The 16,153-nt window shown below is 43.0% G+C and carries 13 protein-coding genes and 2 tRNA genes; 11 read left to right on the top strand and 4 right to left on the bottom strand.

Annotated features, from left to right (window positions below):
• Window positions 1-3 precede the first annotated feature (3 nt).
• Both ACU6U9_RS10955 and ACU6U9_RS10950 read left to right on the top strand, forming a co-directional pair.
• Window positions 4-1,830 (top strand): carbamoyltransferase family protein, encoded by a 1,827-nt coding sequence (locus ACU6U9_RS10955; protein WP_446735088.1) that lies wholly within the window; start codon window positions 4-6, stop codon window positions 1,828-1,830.
• Complete coding sequence (locus ACU6U9_RS10950; protein WP_446735087.1) at window positions 1,817-2,890, top strand: hypothetical protein; 1,074 nt, start codon at window positions 1,817-1,819, stop codon at window positions 2,888-2,890. The genes ACU6U9_RS10955 and ACU6U9_RS10950 overlap by 14 nt, the downstream gene beginning before the upstream one ends.
• On the opposite strand, the gene ACU6U9_RS10945 is transcribed toward ACU6U9_RS10950, so the two are convergent.
• Window positions 2,879-4,621, bottom strand: a complete 1,743-nt coding sequence (locus tag ACU6U9_RS10945) for a polysaccharide biosynthesis protein (RefSeq protein ID WP_446735858.1) — start codon at window positions 4,619-4,621, stop codon at window positions 2,879-2,881. The two genes, ACU6U9_RS10950 and ACU6U9_RS10945, sit on opposite strands and share 12 nt — an antisense overlap.
• 199 nt (window positions 4,622-4,820) lie before the next feature.
• A tRNA-Asn gene (locus ACU6U9_RS10940) sits at window positions 4,821-4,896 on the bottom strand.
• 185 nt (window positions 4,897-5,081) lie between these two features.
• On the opposite strand from ACU6U9_RS10940, the gene ACU6U9_RS10935 reads away from it, so the two are divergent.
• Window positions 5,082-6,425 (top strand): O-antigen ligase family protein, encoded by a 1,344-nt coding sequence (locus tag ACU6U9_RS10935; RefSeq protein WP_446733800.1) that lies wholly within the window; start codon window positions 5,082-5,084, stop codon window positions 6,423-6,425.
• Window positions 6,426-6,736: 311 nt separating this feature from the next.
• Here ACU6U9_RS10935 and ACU6U9_RS10930 read toward each other — a convergent pair whose 3' ends face one another.
• Entirely contained in the window at window positions 6,737-7,915 is a 1,179-nt protein-coding gene (locus ACU6U9_RS10930; RefSeq protein WP_446733801.1) for a pyridoxal phosphate-dependent aminotransferase, read from the bottom strand.
• A 316-nt stretch (window positions 7,916-8,231) separates the two neighbouring features.
• Between ACU6U9_RS10930 and uvrB the strand changes: the two genes are divergently transcribed.
• Both uvrB and ACU6U9_RS10920 read left to right on the top strand, forming a co-directional pair.
• Window positions 8,232-10,250, top strand: coding sequence for an excinuclease ABC subunit UvrB (gene uvrB, locus ACU6U9_RS10925; RefSeq protein ID WP_446733802.1), 2,019 nt, complete (start codon window positions 8,232-8,234; stop codon window positions 10,248-10,250).
• 104 nt (window positions 10,251-10,354) lie between these two features.
• Window positions 10,355-10,570 (top strand): hypothetical protein, encoded by a 216-nt coding sequence (locus ACU6U9_RS10920; protein WP_446733803.1) that lies wholly within the window; start codon window positions 10,355-10,357, stop codon window positions 10,568-10,570.
• 115 nt (window positions 10,571-10,685) lie between these two features.
• Here the strand turns inward: ACU6U9_RS10920 and ACU6U9_RS10915 are convergent.
• Window positions 10,686-10,762, bottom strand: a tRNA-Val gene (locus ACU6U9_RS10915).
• Between the two features lie 325 nt (window positions 10,763-11,087).
• On the opposite strand from ACU6U9_RS10915, the gene thrS reads away from it, so the two are divergent.
• The 6 genes from thrS to ytpR all read left to right on the top strand — a co-directional run.
• Window positions 11,088-13,001, top strand: a complete 1,914-nt coding sequence (thrS, locus tag ACU6U9_RS10910) for a threonine--tRNA ligase (protein WP_446733804.1) — start codon at window positions 11,088-11,090, stop codon at window positions 12,999-13,001.
• 19 nt (window positions 13,002-13,020) lie between these two features.
• The gene (gene infC / locus ACU6U9_RS10905; RefSeq protein ID WP_446735053.1) at window positions 13,021-13,569 is read left to right on the top strand and encodes a translation initiation factor IF-3; all 549 of its coding nucleotides are present in this window, start codon (window positions 13,021-13,023) and stop codon (window positions 13,567-13,569) included.
• Between the two features lie 91 nt (window positions 13,570-13,660).
• A complete protein-coding gene (gene rpmI / locus ACU6U9_RS10900) occupies window positions 13,661-13,858 on the top strand; it encodes a 50S ribosomal protein L35 (RefSeq protein WP_283786862.1) in 198 nt (65 codons plus the stop codon).
• A gap of 28 nt (window positions 13,859-13,886) precedes the next feature.
• Window positions 13,887-14,240, top strand: coding sequence for a 50S ribosomal protein L20 (gene rplT, locus ACU6U9_RS10895; RefSeq protein WP_283786860.1), 354 nt, complete (start codon window positions 13,887-13,889; stop codon window positions 14,238-14,240).
• A gap of 288 nt (window positions 14,241-14,528) precedes the next feature.
• Window positions 14,529-15,521 (top strand): phenylalanine--tRNA ligase subunit alpha, encoded by a 993-nt coding sequence (gene pheS, locus ACU6U9_RS10890; protein ID WP_446733805.1) that lies wholly within the window; start codon window positions 14,529-14,531, stop codon window positions 15,519-15,521.
• Between the two features lie 145 nt (window positions 15,522-15,666).
• Window positions 15,667-16,153, top strand: a 487-nt coding sequence (ytpR, locus tag ACU6U9_RS10885; protein ID WP_446735086.1) for a YtpR family tRNA-binding protein, incomplete at its 3' end; no start/stop codon positions are given.

The raw sequence follows: 16,153 nt of genomic DNA, 5'->3' as shown, positions 1-16,153 counted from the left end.
TTTATGTTTATTTTGGGAATATCTGCTTGGTTTCATGATAGTGCTGCTTGCTTGATTGTTAATGGAGAAATAGTCGCTGCAGCACAAGAAGAGCGATTTACAAGGATTAAACATGATAGTGCTTTTCCAGTTCAAGCAATTAAGTATTGTTTAGATTTTCAAGGAATTAATTCAAATCAAATCGAAGCAGTAGTATTTAACGAAAAGCCTTTTTTAAAATTCGAGCGTATTTTAGAAACGTATTTAGCATTTGCACCAAAAGGGTTTTGGAATTTCTCAAAATCCATGCCTTTATGGGTTAAAGATAAGCTATTTCAGAAGGTGAATATTGTAAAAAACCTTCAGGAGTATCTGGATGAGGGCGTTGATTGGAATTTAAAGCTTAAATTCTCAGAGCACCATTTATCTCACGCTGCGAGCGCATTTTATCCTAGCCCTTACGAAAAGGCTGCTGTATTGACTATGGATGGTGTGGGGGAGTGGACGACTACCTCATTGGCAATTGGATCGGGTAATGATCTTAAAATCGTTAAGGAGATTCATTTTCCACATTCGATTGGGCTACTTTATTCTGCTTTCACTTATTATCTTGGTTTTAAGGTTAATTCCGGTGAATATAAGGTGATGGGATTGGCACCGTACGGGGAGCCAGTTTACGCTGAAAAAATCAAAAGTGAAGTTATCAGCATTAAGTCAGACGGTTCATATCAGCTTAATTTGAAATATTTTGATTTTTGCACCGGCAGCAAAATGACAAATAAAAAGTTTGAAAAGCTGTTTGGTCTTAAAACTCGTAAATCAGAAGCTGATCTTACTCAAGACCATATGAATATGGCAGCCTCAATTCAGAGGGTTACAGAGGAGGTTGTTTTATTGCTTGCCGCTGACATCCATAAAACAACGGGTATGGAGAACTTATGTTTAGCGGGTGGTGTTGCGTTAAATTGTGTTGCCAATGGAATACTTGAAAAAGCTGGTATTTTTAAGAATATTTGGATACAGCCCGCTTCAGGGGATGCCGGAGGCTCTTTAGGGGCTGCTCTTGCATATTACTATTTGGAGAAAAAAGCACCTCGAGAAATAAGTCCTGATGACTCAATGAAAGGATCCTTATTGGGCCCTAGTTTTAATGATGATCAAATAAAGAGTGCCTTAGATGAAGTAGGAGCATCATATAGCATCTATGATGAGAGCGAGTTGGATTCTTTAATTGCAGAACAGTTAGCAGCTGGAAAAGCTGTTGGTTGGATGCAGGGTAGAATGGAATTTGGCCCTAGGGCATTGGGTGCGAGAAGTATTATTGCCGACCCAAGGTCTGAGCTAATGCAAAAAAACCTAAACCTTAAAATTAAGTTTAGGGAAAGTTTTAGGCCATTTGCTCCTAGTGTATTAGCTGGCGAAGTGAGTAATTGGTTTGATATTGACACCATAAGCCCATACATGTTGATGGTTGCTAAAGTTGCTGAGAATTGTTTGCTTGATGTTGGCGAGAATCTAACCGGATTGGATAAGTTAAATCAAGTTAGATCAGCCATACCAGCTGTTACTCATGTGAATAATACTGCTAGGATTCAGACTGTCGATGGTGTACACAACAATCGGTATCATTCCTTAATAAATGAATTTTATAAGTTAACTGGCTGCCCAATATTAATAAATACGTCTTTCAATGTACGAGGAGAGCCAATAGTTTGTACCCCTGAAGATGCATTCAATTGTTTTATGGGGACTAATTTAGATTATCTGGTAATAGATAATTTTGTTCTAGCCAAGACCGACCAGTCCCAGGGTTTAGTGAAAAGCTACAAGGATAAATATGAGCTTGATTAGTAATGCTCTATACAGTTTCATTGTAGGAGTTGTGTGCCTACTACTTTTAGAGTTAGCACTTAGTATTCACTATGATTCGATTGACTCTCAGAAGCGTGAGATAGATATTGAGGCTTCAATCACTCACCCAAACGCAGATTCAGAAACGATCGAATTCACCAAGGAACTTGTAAATTTTAGGGATTATAAATACAAGGCTTTTATTGGATGGAAGGGGCCTTTATTAAATGGGGAGTTTATTGCAACCGATAATCAGGGGCGCAGGTATTCACCACAGTCTGTTGCTATCGATAGTCCTCATACAGTTCATTTGTATGGGGGGTCAACAATGTGGGGTTATGGGGTAGGTAATTCCCACACAATTCCAAGTTTTTTGAGCCGTAATCACAATATTTCGACGATTAATCTTGGAGAGCAGGCTTACAATTCACGACAGGAATTGAACCTGTTGATTGAAAATATGGACTCAATAAAAGCTAGTGATATCGTTGTATTTTACGATGGAGTTAACGATGTTTACCATAACTGTAAATCAACCAACTCAGTAAACGGACATGCTAGAGAATATACTTTTAAATCAAAATTTGAAACTGATTTCGAAGATGGTGGCTTAGTACAAAAAACTATTTACGGATCAAATTTATACCGATTTGTAGGCTCTGCCTTAGGTCATGAGATGATTCAAAATTCTAATAGGCCTGTTGTTATTCCTAGTAATGAGTGCGTTGATGCAGAAGTTGCTAGTGAAGTTGCATCTTTTACAGTTAATAGCTGGAAGGTCATGTCGGCAATAGTTAAAGAAAAAGGTGCGACTCCGCTATGTATATTACAGCCGAATCCTTATACGCTAAAATCAGATCCTTTCGCTCGCTATACTCACTATGATGATCAAGTTAAAAGCGTTTACCCACTAATTAGGAAAAGGTCGGAGGGACTCGACTGTTTTGTAGATTACTCGGATAAGCTTGAATCTGATTATTATACTGATTCATGTTGCCATCTTAATAAGGACGGCAACAGAATAATAGCTGATGCAATTTGGAAAGATTTAGGGATTTAAAATTTGGTTTTGAACCCAGTCTGGGCTTTCCCCTTCGCGCTTAAAGGACGCGGGGGCTTCTAAAAGTAGGGTTATTACTTCTTCAACTTTGAAATCGTGGCATGCACGGTCCAGTCTACTTAATAGGTTGTGTGTTTCAGGCCAAGATAGATGAACTTCTTGAGCTGTCATTATCCTTGGGTGAGCACTTCCTTCAACGTTATCGCCTATTAATAACTCTTCGTATAGCTTTTCACCTGGGCGTAGACCTGTAAATTGAATTTCAATGTCGCCATTCATCTCACTTTCAGTTTTCTCGGTTAGGCCTGATAATCGAATCATTTTTTGTGCGAGGCTAGTTATCTTAACCGGCTCACCCATATCTAGTACGAAAACATCACCGCCTTTACCCATAGCACCGGCCTGTATAACTAGTTGGCTAGCCTCGGGTATAGTCATAAAATAGCGGATGATGTCAGGGTGGGTAACGGTAATGGGGCCACCCTCTTTTATTTGTTTACGAAATAGTGGTACAACTGAACCTGAGCTACCCAGTACATTGCCAAAGCGCACCATGCAAAATAGTGTTTCGGTTTGACGTTTTGAAAGGGCTTGTAATACCAATTCTGCAAGGCGCTTGCTTGCTCCCATTACATTGGTTGGTCGTACAGCTTTATCTGTACTGATAAGTACAAAGCGCTCTACACCTGCTTTAATAGCCGCTTCTGCACAATACCAAGTACCGAATACGTTGTTGCGTACACCTTCGACAACATTGTGCTCTACCATGGGTACATGTTTGTAGGCGGCAGCGTGATAAATAGTTTGCACACCAAAGGTAGTGAATATGGTTTCTAATCGGTTTTGCTTTTGTACTGAGCCTAAAATAGAGATAACTTGAGTTTCGCATTGCTCATTGTTTTGACAGTAGTGATTCAGCTCTTGTTCTATGCTGTAAAGGCTGAATTCATTGAGTTCTAATAAAATTAACTTATTGGGCTTCTGAGTGATAATCTGCCTGCATAATTCAGAGCCAATACTGCCGCCAGCACCTGTGACTAAAACCACCTTGTCCTTGATGTTTTGGCTAAGAAGATTAGCGTTCGGTGAAACACAATCACGGCCAAGTAGGTCTTCAATTTCTACATCTTTAACTTCTTCTATTTTTGCCTTGCCGCTGATTATGTCTTGTACAGCTGGTGTGGTAAGGATTTCTAGCTGGTTATACGCGAGGTTTTCTATAAGTTGTTTGCGTTTAGAGGTAGTGGTATTGCCTAGGGCCAGTAGGATTTTTTTGACTGAAAATTGTTCTGTTAATAGTTGAACGTTTTTTGATGGGTGAACTTTCAAGCTATTTATAACTGTGCCTTGCTTCTTTTTGTCGTCATCTATTAATGCAACTGGACGAAATTGGTCGCTGTTGGTGAGTGCGTTTACAAGTGCAATACCTTGGCTGCCAGCACCGTAAACTAATACTGATTCACGGTTTGAATTGTTTAGCTGGCTGACAATGTTGCGAATAAATAATCGCGGCATGCCCAATAATGCAAACGCAGTGAACCAATAAATAACGATGCTGGATCTTGGTAAGTTGGCTTGATTGATAAATGATGAGCTTGCTAGTACAAGGGCAGAAATGGTGATTCCCATTGCCAAGTTGCTAAATGCTTTGGCTGCCATGAAACGTACAACTGCACGATAAAGCCCTAGTTTTATAAAAATAGCAGTCGTTATTAATGTGGTGCTTAGCATTACCAAGAGTAATGCGTGGTTTACGCTTATAAGCCATTCACCATACCTGAGAGCAAGTGCAGCATATATTGCTATTGGTATGGCAAATAAATCAAAACTGAGAGTTATGATGCGCTTAGTTGAGCGGGGAGCGTTAAGCAGGAAGTCTAGCATTGAATAGCCTCATCTCGATCCTGAGACTTAGTATAGCGTATAAAAGTGGCTCCCCGAACTGGACTCGAACCAGTGACCAATAGATTAACAGTCTACTGCTCTACCAACTGAGCTATCGTGGAACAACTGATGCGTATGTTATTGATTTTTCGACTATTGTCAAGAATAGACTATAAAATTAAACCCTGCATGGTTGGTTTATGGGTTTATTTCAAATTATGCTGAATTCTAATTAGCATGGAGGGTTTTGTTTGTGGTTCTTGTTTGTAAATTTGTTAGTATCCGCTTTTTGTTTTAGGTGTGTGAAATGAACTCAGTGTTTGGGTCTAAAATTGAATCTAGCCAATCTGTGAAGGTTTGGGTTCTATTTATTTTATTTTCACTATTTTTAGTCTCGCTTTTGGTTGTACCGGATATTGCGAAGATCTTTGCTGTTTTTTTGTTGGTCTTTGGTGTAGTTGATGGTACTAGGTTTATTAAAGCTGGCTTTAAACACGGGCTTTGTGCACCTGAGCGTTACCTAGTTTGGGCTTTTGCTGGCTTTTCACTGGTTTCAGTCGTCAGCTTTATCTATTGGCCTTATACGAAGGCAGCTCATTATCATTTTGAAGATTACTTGGTCTTTATATTAGTGATACCACTTTTTTTAGTGATGCGTCAGGTTAAGTTTAGCTTGTCTCATCTTATTGTTGTTCTTGCTTTGATTGCTGTTTGTTTAGGTTGTTTGTCTCTTTTTCAGTACTGGCATATGAAGACGCAAGGTGGTTTTGTGCTTACCTCTGGAAGCCCAATGGCGCAGTTTTGGCTTCGCCCGAGTGGTGGTGTGAACCCTATGCGTTATGCCGCGATTTGTTTGATTTTTATGGGGTTTGCCATTAATGCTGCTTTGTTTGTGCGTAACAAGCCGGTTGCCTTGAAGGTATTGCTTGCTCTGGCTGTTATGGGTTCTGCTATTGCGTGTATGCTGGCTCAAGTGAGAGGGTCGTGGTTGGCGTTAATTGCGATGCTGGCTGTTTATATTTTGGTGCTCTTTTATGTGGGTCATAAAAAGTTACTACTTGGGTTTCTTGTGGTTTGCGTGTTTGGCTTGGGGGTATTAATTCAGCAGCCGCAGGTGCAGCAACGTTTAGACAGTACGGAGCAATCACTACAACGCTATCTCGACGGGAACTCTCATACTTCTTTGGGTGCGCGACTGGATATGTTCAAGGCCGCGTGGATTTTGATAAAAGAGCACCCAATATTTGGCCATGGGTTGAATAGCTATAGTGAAAAGGCTACTGAGATTCGCCTAGCCACGCCAGGTATGAATCGTGAGGTAGGTATGTGGAGTAATCCGCATAATGAGGTTCTTCAAGTAATGGTTGAAAAGGGAGTTATTGGCCTAGCAACATTGATCGCTATTTTTGCAAGTTGTGCCTATTTGTTTATTTCAGCTTATCGAAATAATAAAGACAATAATGCCGTTGCTTATTTTGCCTTTGGTGGTTTGATTATTTTGGTAGTGTATTTTATGGCGGGTTTGAGTGTGGCGCTATTTGAGCATAATGTGTTTAATCAGTTTTTTACCATTGTGATTTCTGTATTTGCTGGGCAGGTTTATGCGCACAGGGATGTTGCGATGGATGAAAGTGTGGCGAGTAGTTTGTAGGTGTTTTTTTAGGTTTTAATCTGCAGGTGCGGCTTAAGCTGCTTTTTCACCCGCGGGTGCGGGTTCGTACGTTTTATCATTCGCATACCCAAAACACTTACTTCGTTCGCGGGGTATACTGGGTGTGGGTTCGTGCTTTTTATCACTCGCGGGTGCGAGTTCGTACTGTTAGGTGGCTATTTATCGCGAGCAGTAATCAAAACATTCACTATGTTTATGGGGTGTGCTAGCTCGCTCATATAGTTTATTTTGGCCCTATAAACAAAAAAAACCGCCTAGGCGGTTTTTTTTTCTAAGAGCGAGTTTGAATATTAACCAAGCGCTTTTGTTAATCGCTCAATTGCTTTTTCAAGGTTGCTTTCACTAGTAGCAAAGCTAATACGCATGTGCCCAGATGTGCCGAATGCGCTACCTGGTACAAGTGCTACGCCTGCTTCTAGAAGTTTCTCGGCCAAGTCTGTGTCTGTTTCACAGTTTAGCTTCTTTTGTGCGCCAGAGAAGTCTGGGAACAAATAGAAAGTGCCGTCACCTTTTAAGCATTCAATGCCGTCTATGGCGTTTAAAGCTTCGACCATGTAGTCATGGCGTTGCTTAAATACTTTAACCATCTCTTTAACGCATTCTTGGTCGCCATCAAGCGCGGCTTGTGCGGCTACTTGCGAAATAGAGGTTGGGTTTGAGGTGCTTTGGCTTTGAATCTTTTTCATGGATGCAATTAATGCAGTAGGGCCTGCCGCATAACCGATGCGCCAGCCTGTCATGCTATATGCTTTTGATACACCATTTAATACGATGGTGCGTTCATATAGGTCTGGGTTGGCTGTGACGATATTGTTGAATGGTTCGTCGGTCCATAAAATTGGCTCGTACATGTCATCAGTGGCGATGAGTACGTCAGGGTATTTGCGTAAAACAGTACCAAGGGCTTCCAATTCGGCTTTGTTGTAAGCCATGCCGGAAGGGTTTGATGGGCTGTTTAGTACCACTAATTTTGTTTTAGGGGTGATGGCCGCATCTAATTGCTCTGCTGTCATCTTGAAGCGTGCTTCAGCGCTTGTTTCAATGACAATCGGTACGCCTTCAGCCATTAATACCATATCTGGATAGCTTACCCAGTAAGGTGCAGGGATGACCACTTCGTCTCCAGCATTTAATAGGGCTAGGCTTAAATTGAAAAAGCTTTGCTTGCCGCCGCACGATACTAAAATTTGGTTGGCTTCATAGTTTAAGCCGTTGTCGCGTTTGAACTTGCTAATGATGGCTTTTTTAAGATCAGGTGTGCCGTCAACGGCGGTATATTTGGTAAAACCTGAGTTAATAGCATTAATTGCCGCTGTTTTAATATGCTCTGGCGTATCAAAATCTGGCTCGCCGGCGCCTAGGCCAATAATATCTTGGCCAGCAGCACGCAATTCCGCAGCACGATTGGTTACGGCTAGGGTAGGTGAGGGCTTAATGCTTTGAACACGATCAGATAGTTGCAGGTTCAAGGCCACATCCTTAACAAAATAGGGTTTAAAGTAGTGCTTACCCGTGGGTTTAAGCGGCCGTATTCTAACGGATCTTGTTTTATATTGCGAGAATATGTTGTTCTGTGTAGGTGTGTGGCTAGGCTTAACTGCTTGCTTTTGTTGGTTTTTTGGGCGTGTGACTTAAGGTGTTTCTGTGTGTTTTGATACTGATTCGTCGTTAGGGTTTTGATTTTGAGCTATATGAATATTGCTAATTCATTGTATTCAGGATTCTGCGCTCGTAAACTAATCGGCTAGCAGTGATGGGGACGAGATTTCTCGTACGAGTTGGTTTATGTCAAAAACCTTTGAAGTAAAAAGTAAATATGCACCGGCGGGAGACCAGCCAAAGGCCATTGAGCAACTAATGGATGGTTTGAACTCAGGCTTAGCGCGTCAAACGCTTCTTGGGGTGACGGGTTCCGGTAAAACCTTCACCATGGCGAATATAATTGCCCAATCGCAGCGTCCAGCCATTGTGCTTGCTCATAATAAAACACTTGCCGCTCAACTTTATGGTGAGTTTAAGGAGTTTTTCCCTAATAACTCGGTTGAATACTTTGTATCTTATTACGATTATTACCAGCCAGAAGCGTACGTGCCATCCAGTGATACTTTTATAGAGAAAGACGCATCCGTAAACGAGCATATCGAGCAAATGCGTCTGTCGGCCACCAAGTCTTTATTGGAGCGTCGCGATACTATTATTGTTGCAACTGTGTCCGCTATTTATGGGTTGGGTGATCCTGAGTCGTACCTGAAAATGGTGCTGCACCTTGATAAAGGCGATGTAATTGATCAGCGTGGTCTCTTGCGTCGTTTGGCTGAGTTGCAATATAAGCGTAACGACGTGGATTTCTATCGAGCTACTTACCGTGTGCGTGGTGATGTGATTGATATATTTCCTGCCGAATCCGAAAAAGAAGCGGTGCGTGTTGAATTGTTTGATGATGAAATTGAACAGCTGAGTGTCTTTGACCCGCTGACGGGTGAGGTATTGCGCAAACTGCCGCGTGTTACTATTTTCCCTAAAAGCCATTACGTTACACCAAGGGAGACCTTGGTGGATATGATTGACCATGTAAAAGCTGAGCTTAAGCCGCGTTTAGAGCAGTTGCGCAGTAATAATAAGTTAGTAGAGGCGCAGCGTCTTGAGCAGCGTACAGTTTACGACCTAGAGATGATCCAGCAGCTGGGTTATTGCAATGGTATCGAAAACTACTCCCGTTATTTGTCAGGGCGTGAGTCGGGCTTGCCGCCGCCTACATTATTTGATTATTTGCCCGATGATGCACTGATGTTTATCGATGAAAGCCATGTGACCATTCCGCAATTTGGTGCAATGTACAAAGGCGATCGTTCTCGTAAAGAAACCCTTGTGGAGTTTGGTTTTCGCTTGCCATCTGCATTGGATAACCGCCCGATGAAATTTGAAGAATGGGAGGCGATTTCACCGCAAACTATTTTTGTTTCCGCTACGCCAGGTAAATATGAGGCGGCGCATCAGGATGCGGTTGTTGAGCAATTGGTGCGTCCAACTGGGTTAATTGATCCGGTGATTGAAATTCGTCCAGCTACTACTCAGGTGGATGATGTACTAGGTGAAATTCGAACCCGCACCGCACTCGGAGAGCGTATTTTAATTACGGTACTCACGAAACGCATGGCTGAAGACTTAACCGACTTTTTAGCTGAGCATGGGGTACGTATTCGTTATTTGCATAGTGATATTGATACGGTTGAGCGTATCGAAATTATTCGGGATTTACGCCTTGGTGAGTTTGATGTGTTAGTGGGTATTAACTTATTGAGGGAAGGGTTAGATATTCCAGAGGTGGCTTTGGTTGCTATATTTGATGCAGATAAAGAAGGCTTTTTACGCTCTGATAAGTCATTGATTCAAACCATTGGTCGCGCTGCACGTAATGAGAAAGGTAAGGCCATTCTTTATGCAGAGAAGGTTACGGATTCGATGAAGCGTGCGATAGGTGAGACGGATCGGCGTCGTGAAACACAAGTCGCGTTTAATCTTAAGCATGGCATTACGCCAACCTCTGTTCGTAAGAGTGTGGAAGATATTCTTGAGGGTGCGGTTACGCCTGGCAAAAAAGTGGGCAGTAAAAAACGCAGTAAGGCGTCGATGGAATCAGTGGATGATGCGATTGAATTTATGACTGTGGGAGAGATTGATAAGCGCATAACAAAAGTAGAAGATGCCATGTTGGCCTCTGCTCGTGAGTTGAAATTCGAAGAGGCGGCGCGATATCGAGATGAGCTTGAGCGCCTGAAGTTACAGTTAATTAAAAATAGTTGAGGTTGTACGGGGCGCGAGCTTCAGTGCTAGGTGGGGCTTTTCTGCCGAGTCATTGTGTTGCGGGCCGAGCGAGGGGGGAAGTGCTTTGAGAGCGCGGTAATAAGATGGGTGGTGAGATTTCGATTGCCATCGATCTAGATAAGGCTGCGATCAATAGTCGCCAAGAGTTTCTGGTCTACATGTTCGGCACCGCTGATAGTTGGTGTGAACGTGTATTGATTAAAGGCATAAAACCAATTGGGGCTGACCGTGTGAATCTAACAGTCGTAAATGATGACGAGCGTGTTTATTATTATGACGATGCACTAGCGCCAAACTAAGTAAGCAGAGATGCGTATTTTGCTTATTTGGTAACGTTGATATGCCGAAAATATGCCGAAAAAATAAAAGGTGTAACTAGGAAGTGTCTGCAACCCTCTAGAATTAAGGGTTTAATGGTAGTCGCGACTAGATTCGAACTAGCGACCCCCACCATGTCAAGGTGGTGCTCTAACCAACTGAGCTACGCGACTAAAATACGATCACTTATAACTTAAATCGTGATGCGCGCTGAATTTTACGTATTTTTTGTGTCTTTGCAAGCTAAGTGTTTATTTAGATTGGTTTTTTTCTGTCGCTCGCGGTCTCAAATATTCCCCTAAAAGCCGAAGTCTGCTTTAATACGGCGCTTAAATTTATTTCAATGCTCGGATGTTTTCGCTGGGCGATGCAGTTAGCGGTACTTGGTAGGTACAACAGCTGCTGCATAAGCAAGCGAAGTCGGCATTTCGCACATAATGTGTCGAGCTAAATACCATGTGTGACTTTGTAGGTCACACCACTGAATATAGGAACATTATGCCTGTTATTACTCTGCCTGACGGCTCCAAGCGCGAATTCGATGCCGCTGTATCTGTCATGGATGTAGCCGCCGATATTGGCTCTGGTTTAGCAAAGGCTACCATAGCCGGTGCGGTTAATGGCCAGCTGGTCGATGCTTGCGACATGATCGAGCAAGATGCGGATTTACGTATTATTACCGCAAAAGACAGCGAAGGCCTTGAGATTCTGCGTCACTCTTGCGCCCACCTTCTGGGTCACGCCATTAAACAGTTATGGCCAAATGTAAAAATGGCCATCGGCCCAACCATTGATAACGGATTCTATTACGATATTGATGCCGACTTTCCAATCAATGAAGACGAGCTCAAGCAGCTTGAAAAGCGCATGATGCAATTGGCGAAAACCAATTATCAAGTCATAAAAAAAATAGGCTCTTGGCAAACCGCTCGCGATACCTTTGAAGAGCGTGGCGAGTCGTACAAAATTGAAATCTTGGATGACAATATAGCTAAGGATGATCAGCCAGCGCTGTATCACCACGAAGAATACATCGATATGTGTCGTGGCCCTCACGTACCGAATATGAAATTTTGCCAAAACTTCAAACTAATGAAGGTGGCAGGCGCCTACTGGCGTGGTAATTCAGATAATAAAATGCTGCAGCGTGTTTACGGTACGGCTTGGGCAGACAAAAAAGCGCTTAAAGCATACCTAACCTTGCTAGAAGAGGCCGAAAAGCGTGACCACCGTAAATTAGGTAAAACGCTTGATTTGTTTCATTGGCAAGAAGAAGCGCCTGGTATGGTGTTCTGGCACGGTAAAGGTTGGACCATCTACACTGAGCTTGAAAAATTTGTTCGTCAAAAGCTTACTGAATATGGCTATGACGAAGTAAAAGCGCCAATGATTATGGACCGCACATTATGGGAGCGCTCTGGTCACTGGGATAAATTCGCAGATGCCATGTTTACGACGGTATCTGAAAAACGCGAATACGCTATCAAGCCAATGAACTGTCCGGGCCATATTCAAATTTTTAATCAAGGTTTGAAGTCTTATCGTGATTTGCCATTGCGCTTGGCTGAGTTTGGCTGTTGTCACCGTAATGAGCCATCAGGCGCCTTGCATGGTTTAATGCGTGTGCGTGGATTTACTCAAGATGATGCGCATATTTTCTGTATGACTGAGCAAATCTTAGAAGAAGTGAATGGTTGTATTGCCATGATCTTAGACACTTATAAGACATTTGGCTTTGAAGATGTGGCGGTTAAATTGTCCACACGCCCAGAACAGCGAATTGGCAGTGATGAAGTTTGGGATAACGCCGAGCAAGCGTTGGCGGATGCGCTTAAATCGAGCGGCCTTGAATTTGGTTATCAGCCAGGCGAAGGTGCTTTTTATGGCCCTAAGATCGAATTTGCTCTAACGGACTGTTTAGGTCGTGAATGGCAGTGCGGTACGATCCAGCTAGATTTCTCTATGCCGGGCCGTTTGGGGGCTCAATATGTGGATAAAAACGGTGATCGTCAGACACCTGTTATGATTCATCGTGCGATTTTGGGTTCACTTGAGCGATTCATTGGTATCTTGATTGAGCAATATGCGGGCAGTATGCCAACTTGGTTATCACCGGTTCAGGCAGTTTTGCTCAATATTACGGACAATCAGGCCGAATATATCAAAGAAGTTGCAAAAACTTTGTCTCAAAACGGTATTAGAGTGCAATCGGACTTGAGAAACGAGAAGATCGGCTTTAAAATCCGTGAGCACACTTTACAGAAGGTTCCCTATCTATTGGTAGCAGGGGACAAAGAAGTGGCTTCTAACGCTGTCGCCGTACGAACACGTACTGGTGAAGACCTTGGATCCATGAGTATCGAAGACTTTGCCAAGCTGCTACAAGATGATGTAGCCAAGCGCGGACAGTAGATTTTAATAAAACGGAGTAATAACAATTAGACGCGATAATAGAAATAGCCGAGCTCGTCCTGAAAAGGCATCTATAAACGAAAACATTAAAGCTCGGGAATGCCGACTAATTAGTGCTGACGGGGAACAACTGGGCGTAGTGCCTATGGATGAAGCCCTGAAGCTTGCTCAAGAAGCCGTACTCGATTTAGTACAAATTGCAGATGGTGATCCGATCGTATGTAAGATCATGGATTTTGGCAAAAAACTCTACGAAGAGAAAAAGCAAAAAGCCGCTGCAAAGAAAAAGCAAGTTCAAACCCAGGTTAAGGAAATTAAATTCCGTCCTGGTACTGAAGATGGAGACTATCAGGTGAAAATTCGCAACCTGACTAAGTTTCTTGAGCATGGGGACAAGACCAAGATTACGTTACGTTTTCGCGGTCGTGAGATGGCTCACCAAGAATTGGGCATGCAACTACTTAAGCGCGTTGAAGAAGATCTCAGCGAAATCGCTAACGTAGAACTGCGTCCTAAGATGGAAGGTCGTCAGCTAACCATGGTGTTAGCACCCATTAAAAAGAAGTAGTTAGGTCTGTAACGAGCGTCGTTGTCATAGGCAACTAAGTCAACGACCACCTGCTGCTGTTATTAACCAATGCGGATGAGATTTTATTAGCATGTCTAACAAAATTAAAAGTCATAGTGGTGCTGCAAAGCGCTTCAAAAAGACTGGTAACGGCTTCAAACACCGTCAAGCACACCGTGCACACATCTTGACCAAAAAAAGCACCAAGCGTAAGCGTCAGTTACGTTCTCAGTTGCAAGTACACGCATCTGATGTACCGCTAATCAAGCGTATGCTACCTGGCGTTTAATAATTTATTTGGTTAAGAGGAGTTCAATATGGCTCGTGTAAAACGTGGTGTGGTAGCACGCCGTCGTCATAAAAAAGTTTTAAAGCAAGCTAAAGGTTATTACGGTGCACGTTCTCGTGTATTCCGCGTAGCTAAGCAAGCGGTTATCAAAGCTGGTCAATATGCTTACCGTGACCGTCGTCAGCGTAAACGTCAATTCCGTGCTCTATGGATTGCGCGTATCAATGCTGGTGCACGTATCAACGGTTTGTCTTACAGCCGCTTTATTAACGGTCTGAAAAATGCCTCTATCGAGATCGATCGTAAGGTGTTAGCTGATTTAGCCGTTAATGAAAAAGGCGCTTTTGCGGCATTAGTTGAAAAAGCTAAAGCCTCTCTGTAAGCACCAGCTGACAGTTCGACCTTTTAAAGATCGACAGTTACAAGAAATTTAATGTTTAAATTGTCTTGTCTCGAATAGGGGAAGCGCCATAGGCACTTTCCCTATTTTTGTTTAAAAAATTGAAAAATAAAACAATGACAATGCAGGGCGAGAGCTAAGCCGTGTTTTGGCTTATGTGTCACCCGTCTCAAATGTTTTATCTGTATCGCCCTCAATATTGTCATTGTGTGGCAGTGGCTTAGGCCTAAATGAACAGCATCTGTGAAGGTGCTTTTTGGAGCAGGAAAATTGGAAAACCTACAGAATTTGGTAACCGAAGCACTGGCAAAAGTAGAGCAAGCGCAAGACGTGCAAGCGCTAGATCAAGTGCGTGTCGACTACCTAGGCAAAAAGGGTGTGCTAACGGCGCAGCTTAAAACGCTTGGTAAATTAAGTAATGAAGAGCGCCCAGCAGCTGGCGCGAAGATTAACGAAGCCAAGCAGCAAGTAGAAGACGCTATTCGGGCTAAAAAAGCGGAATTAGAAAGTGCGGCACTTGCTGAAAAGCTCAAGTCTGAAAGCATTGATGTCACACTACCGGGTCGTGGTCAGCAAGCTGGTGGCCTGCATCCTGTTACACGTACCTTGCAGCGTATTGAAAACTTCTTTAAACACGCGGGCTATAATGTCGCGGTGGGCCCAGAAGTGGAAGACAATTTCCATAACTTCGATGCGCTGAATATTCCTGCGCACCATCCTGCTCGCGCTATGCATGACACCTTTTATTTTGATGCGCAGCAATTACTGCGTACCCATACTTCGCCTGTGCAAATTCGTACGATGGAAGTACAAGAGCCGCCTATTCGTATTATCTGTCCGGGTCGTGTTTATCGTTGTGATTCAGACCAAACACATACGCCTATGTTTCATCAGGTAGAAGGTTTATTGGTTGATAAAAAAGTAAGCTTTGCGGATCTAAAAGGCACGGTAGAACAATTTTTGCGTACCTTCTTTGAAGATGACAACTTAAGTGTGCGTTTTCGTCCATCTTATTTCCCATTCACTGAGCCTTCCGCTGAGTTTGATATTCAATGGGCATCAAGTAAAACGGGTTGGTTAGAGGTAGGTGGTTGCGGCATGGTGCATCCAAATGTGTTGCAAGCCAGTGGTGTGGATCCTGAGCAATACATGGGCTTTGCCTTCGGTCTAGGGGTAGAGCGCCTAGCTATGTTGCGTTATGGCGTGAACGATTTGCGTTTGTTCTTTGAAAACGATGTGAAATTCTTAGAACAGTTTAATTAATACTTGTTTTTATCGCCCGCAAGCGACCTCCCACATGTTTTGATTTAGGTGGTACTTGTGGGATGGCGCACCCAAAGCATTCGCTTCTCTCATGGGGCATGCTACTTGCGCGCGACAAATTTTAAAGAATTCAGGAAACATAATTATGAAATTCAGTGAAAGTTGGTTAAGAGAATGGGTTAGTCCAAACCTAACCACCGACGAACTTGTTGAGCAAGTGACCATGGCGGGTCTAGAAGTAGATGCTGTCGATCCAGTGGCGGGTGAGTTCAGTGGTATTGTAGTTGCGCAAGTGGTGAAATGTGAACAACACCCTGATGCAGACAAATTAAGATTATGCCAAGTAACCGATGGCGCGGATACATTCCAAATAGTGTGCGGAGCACCGAATGTACGTGAAGGCTTAAAAGTACCAATGGCAAAAATTGGTGCAGTATTGCCAACGCCAGATGGTAAAGGTTTCAAAATTAAGAAAGCCAAATTACGCGGCGTAGAAAGCCACGGCATGTTATGCGCTGAAGCCGAACTGGGTATGTCAGAACAGTCTGATGGCTTGATGGAGTTGGCAGCGGATGCGCCGGTTGGTCAAGACGTTCGCGAATACTTAAATCTTGATGATGCCATCATCGAAG

The sequence above is a fragment of the Pseudomonas sp. HK3 genome, from assembly GCF_052920985.1.
The sequence above is the reverse complement of the archived record's forward strand: the minus strand, read 5'-3'. Positions and strand labels throughout refer to the sequence as shown.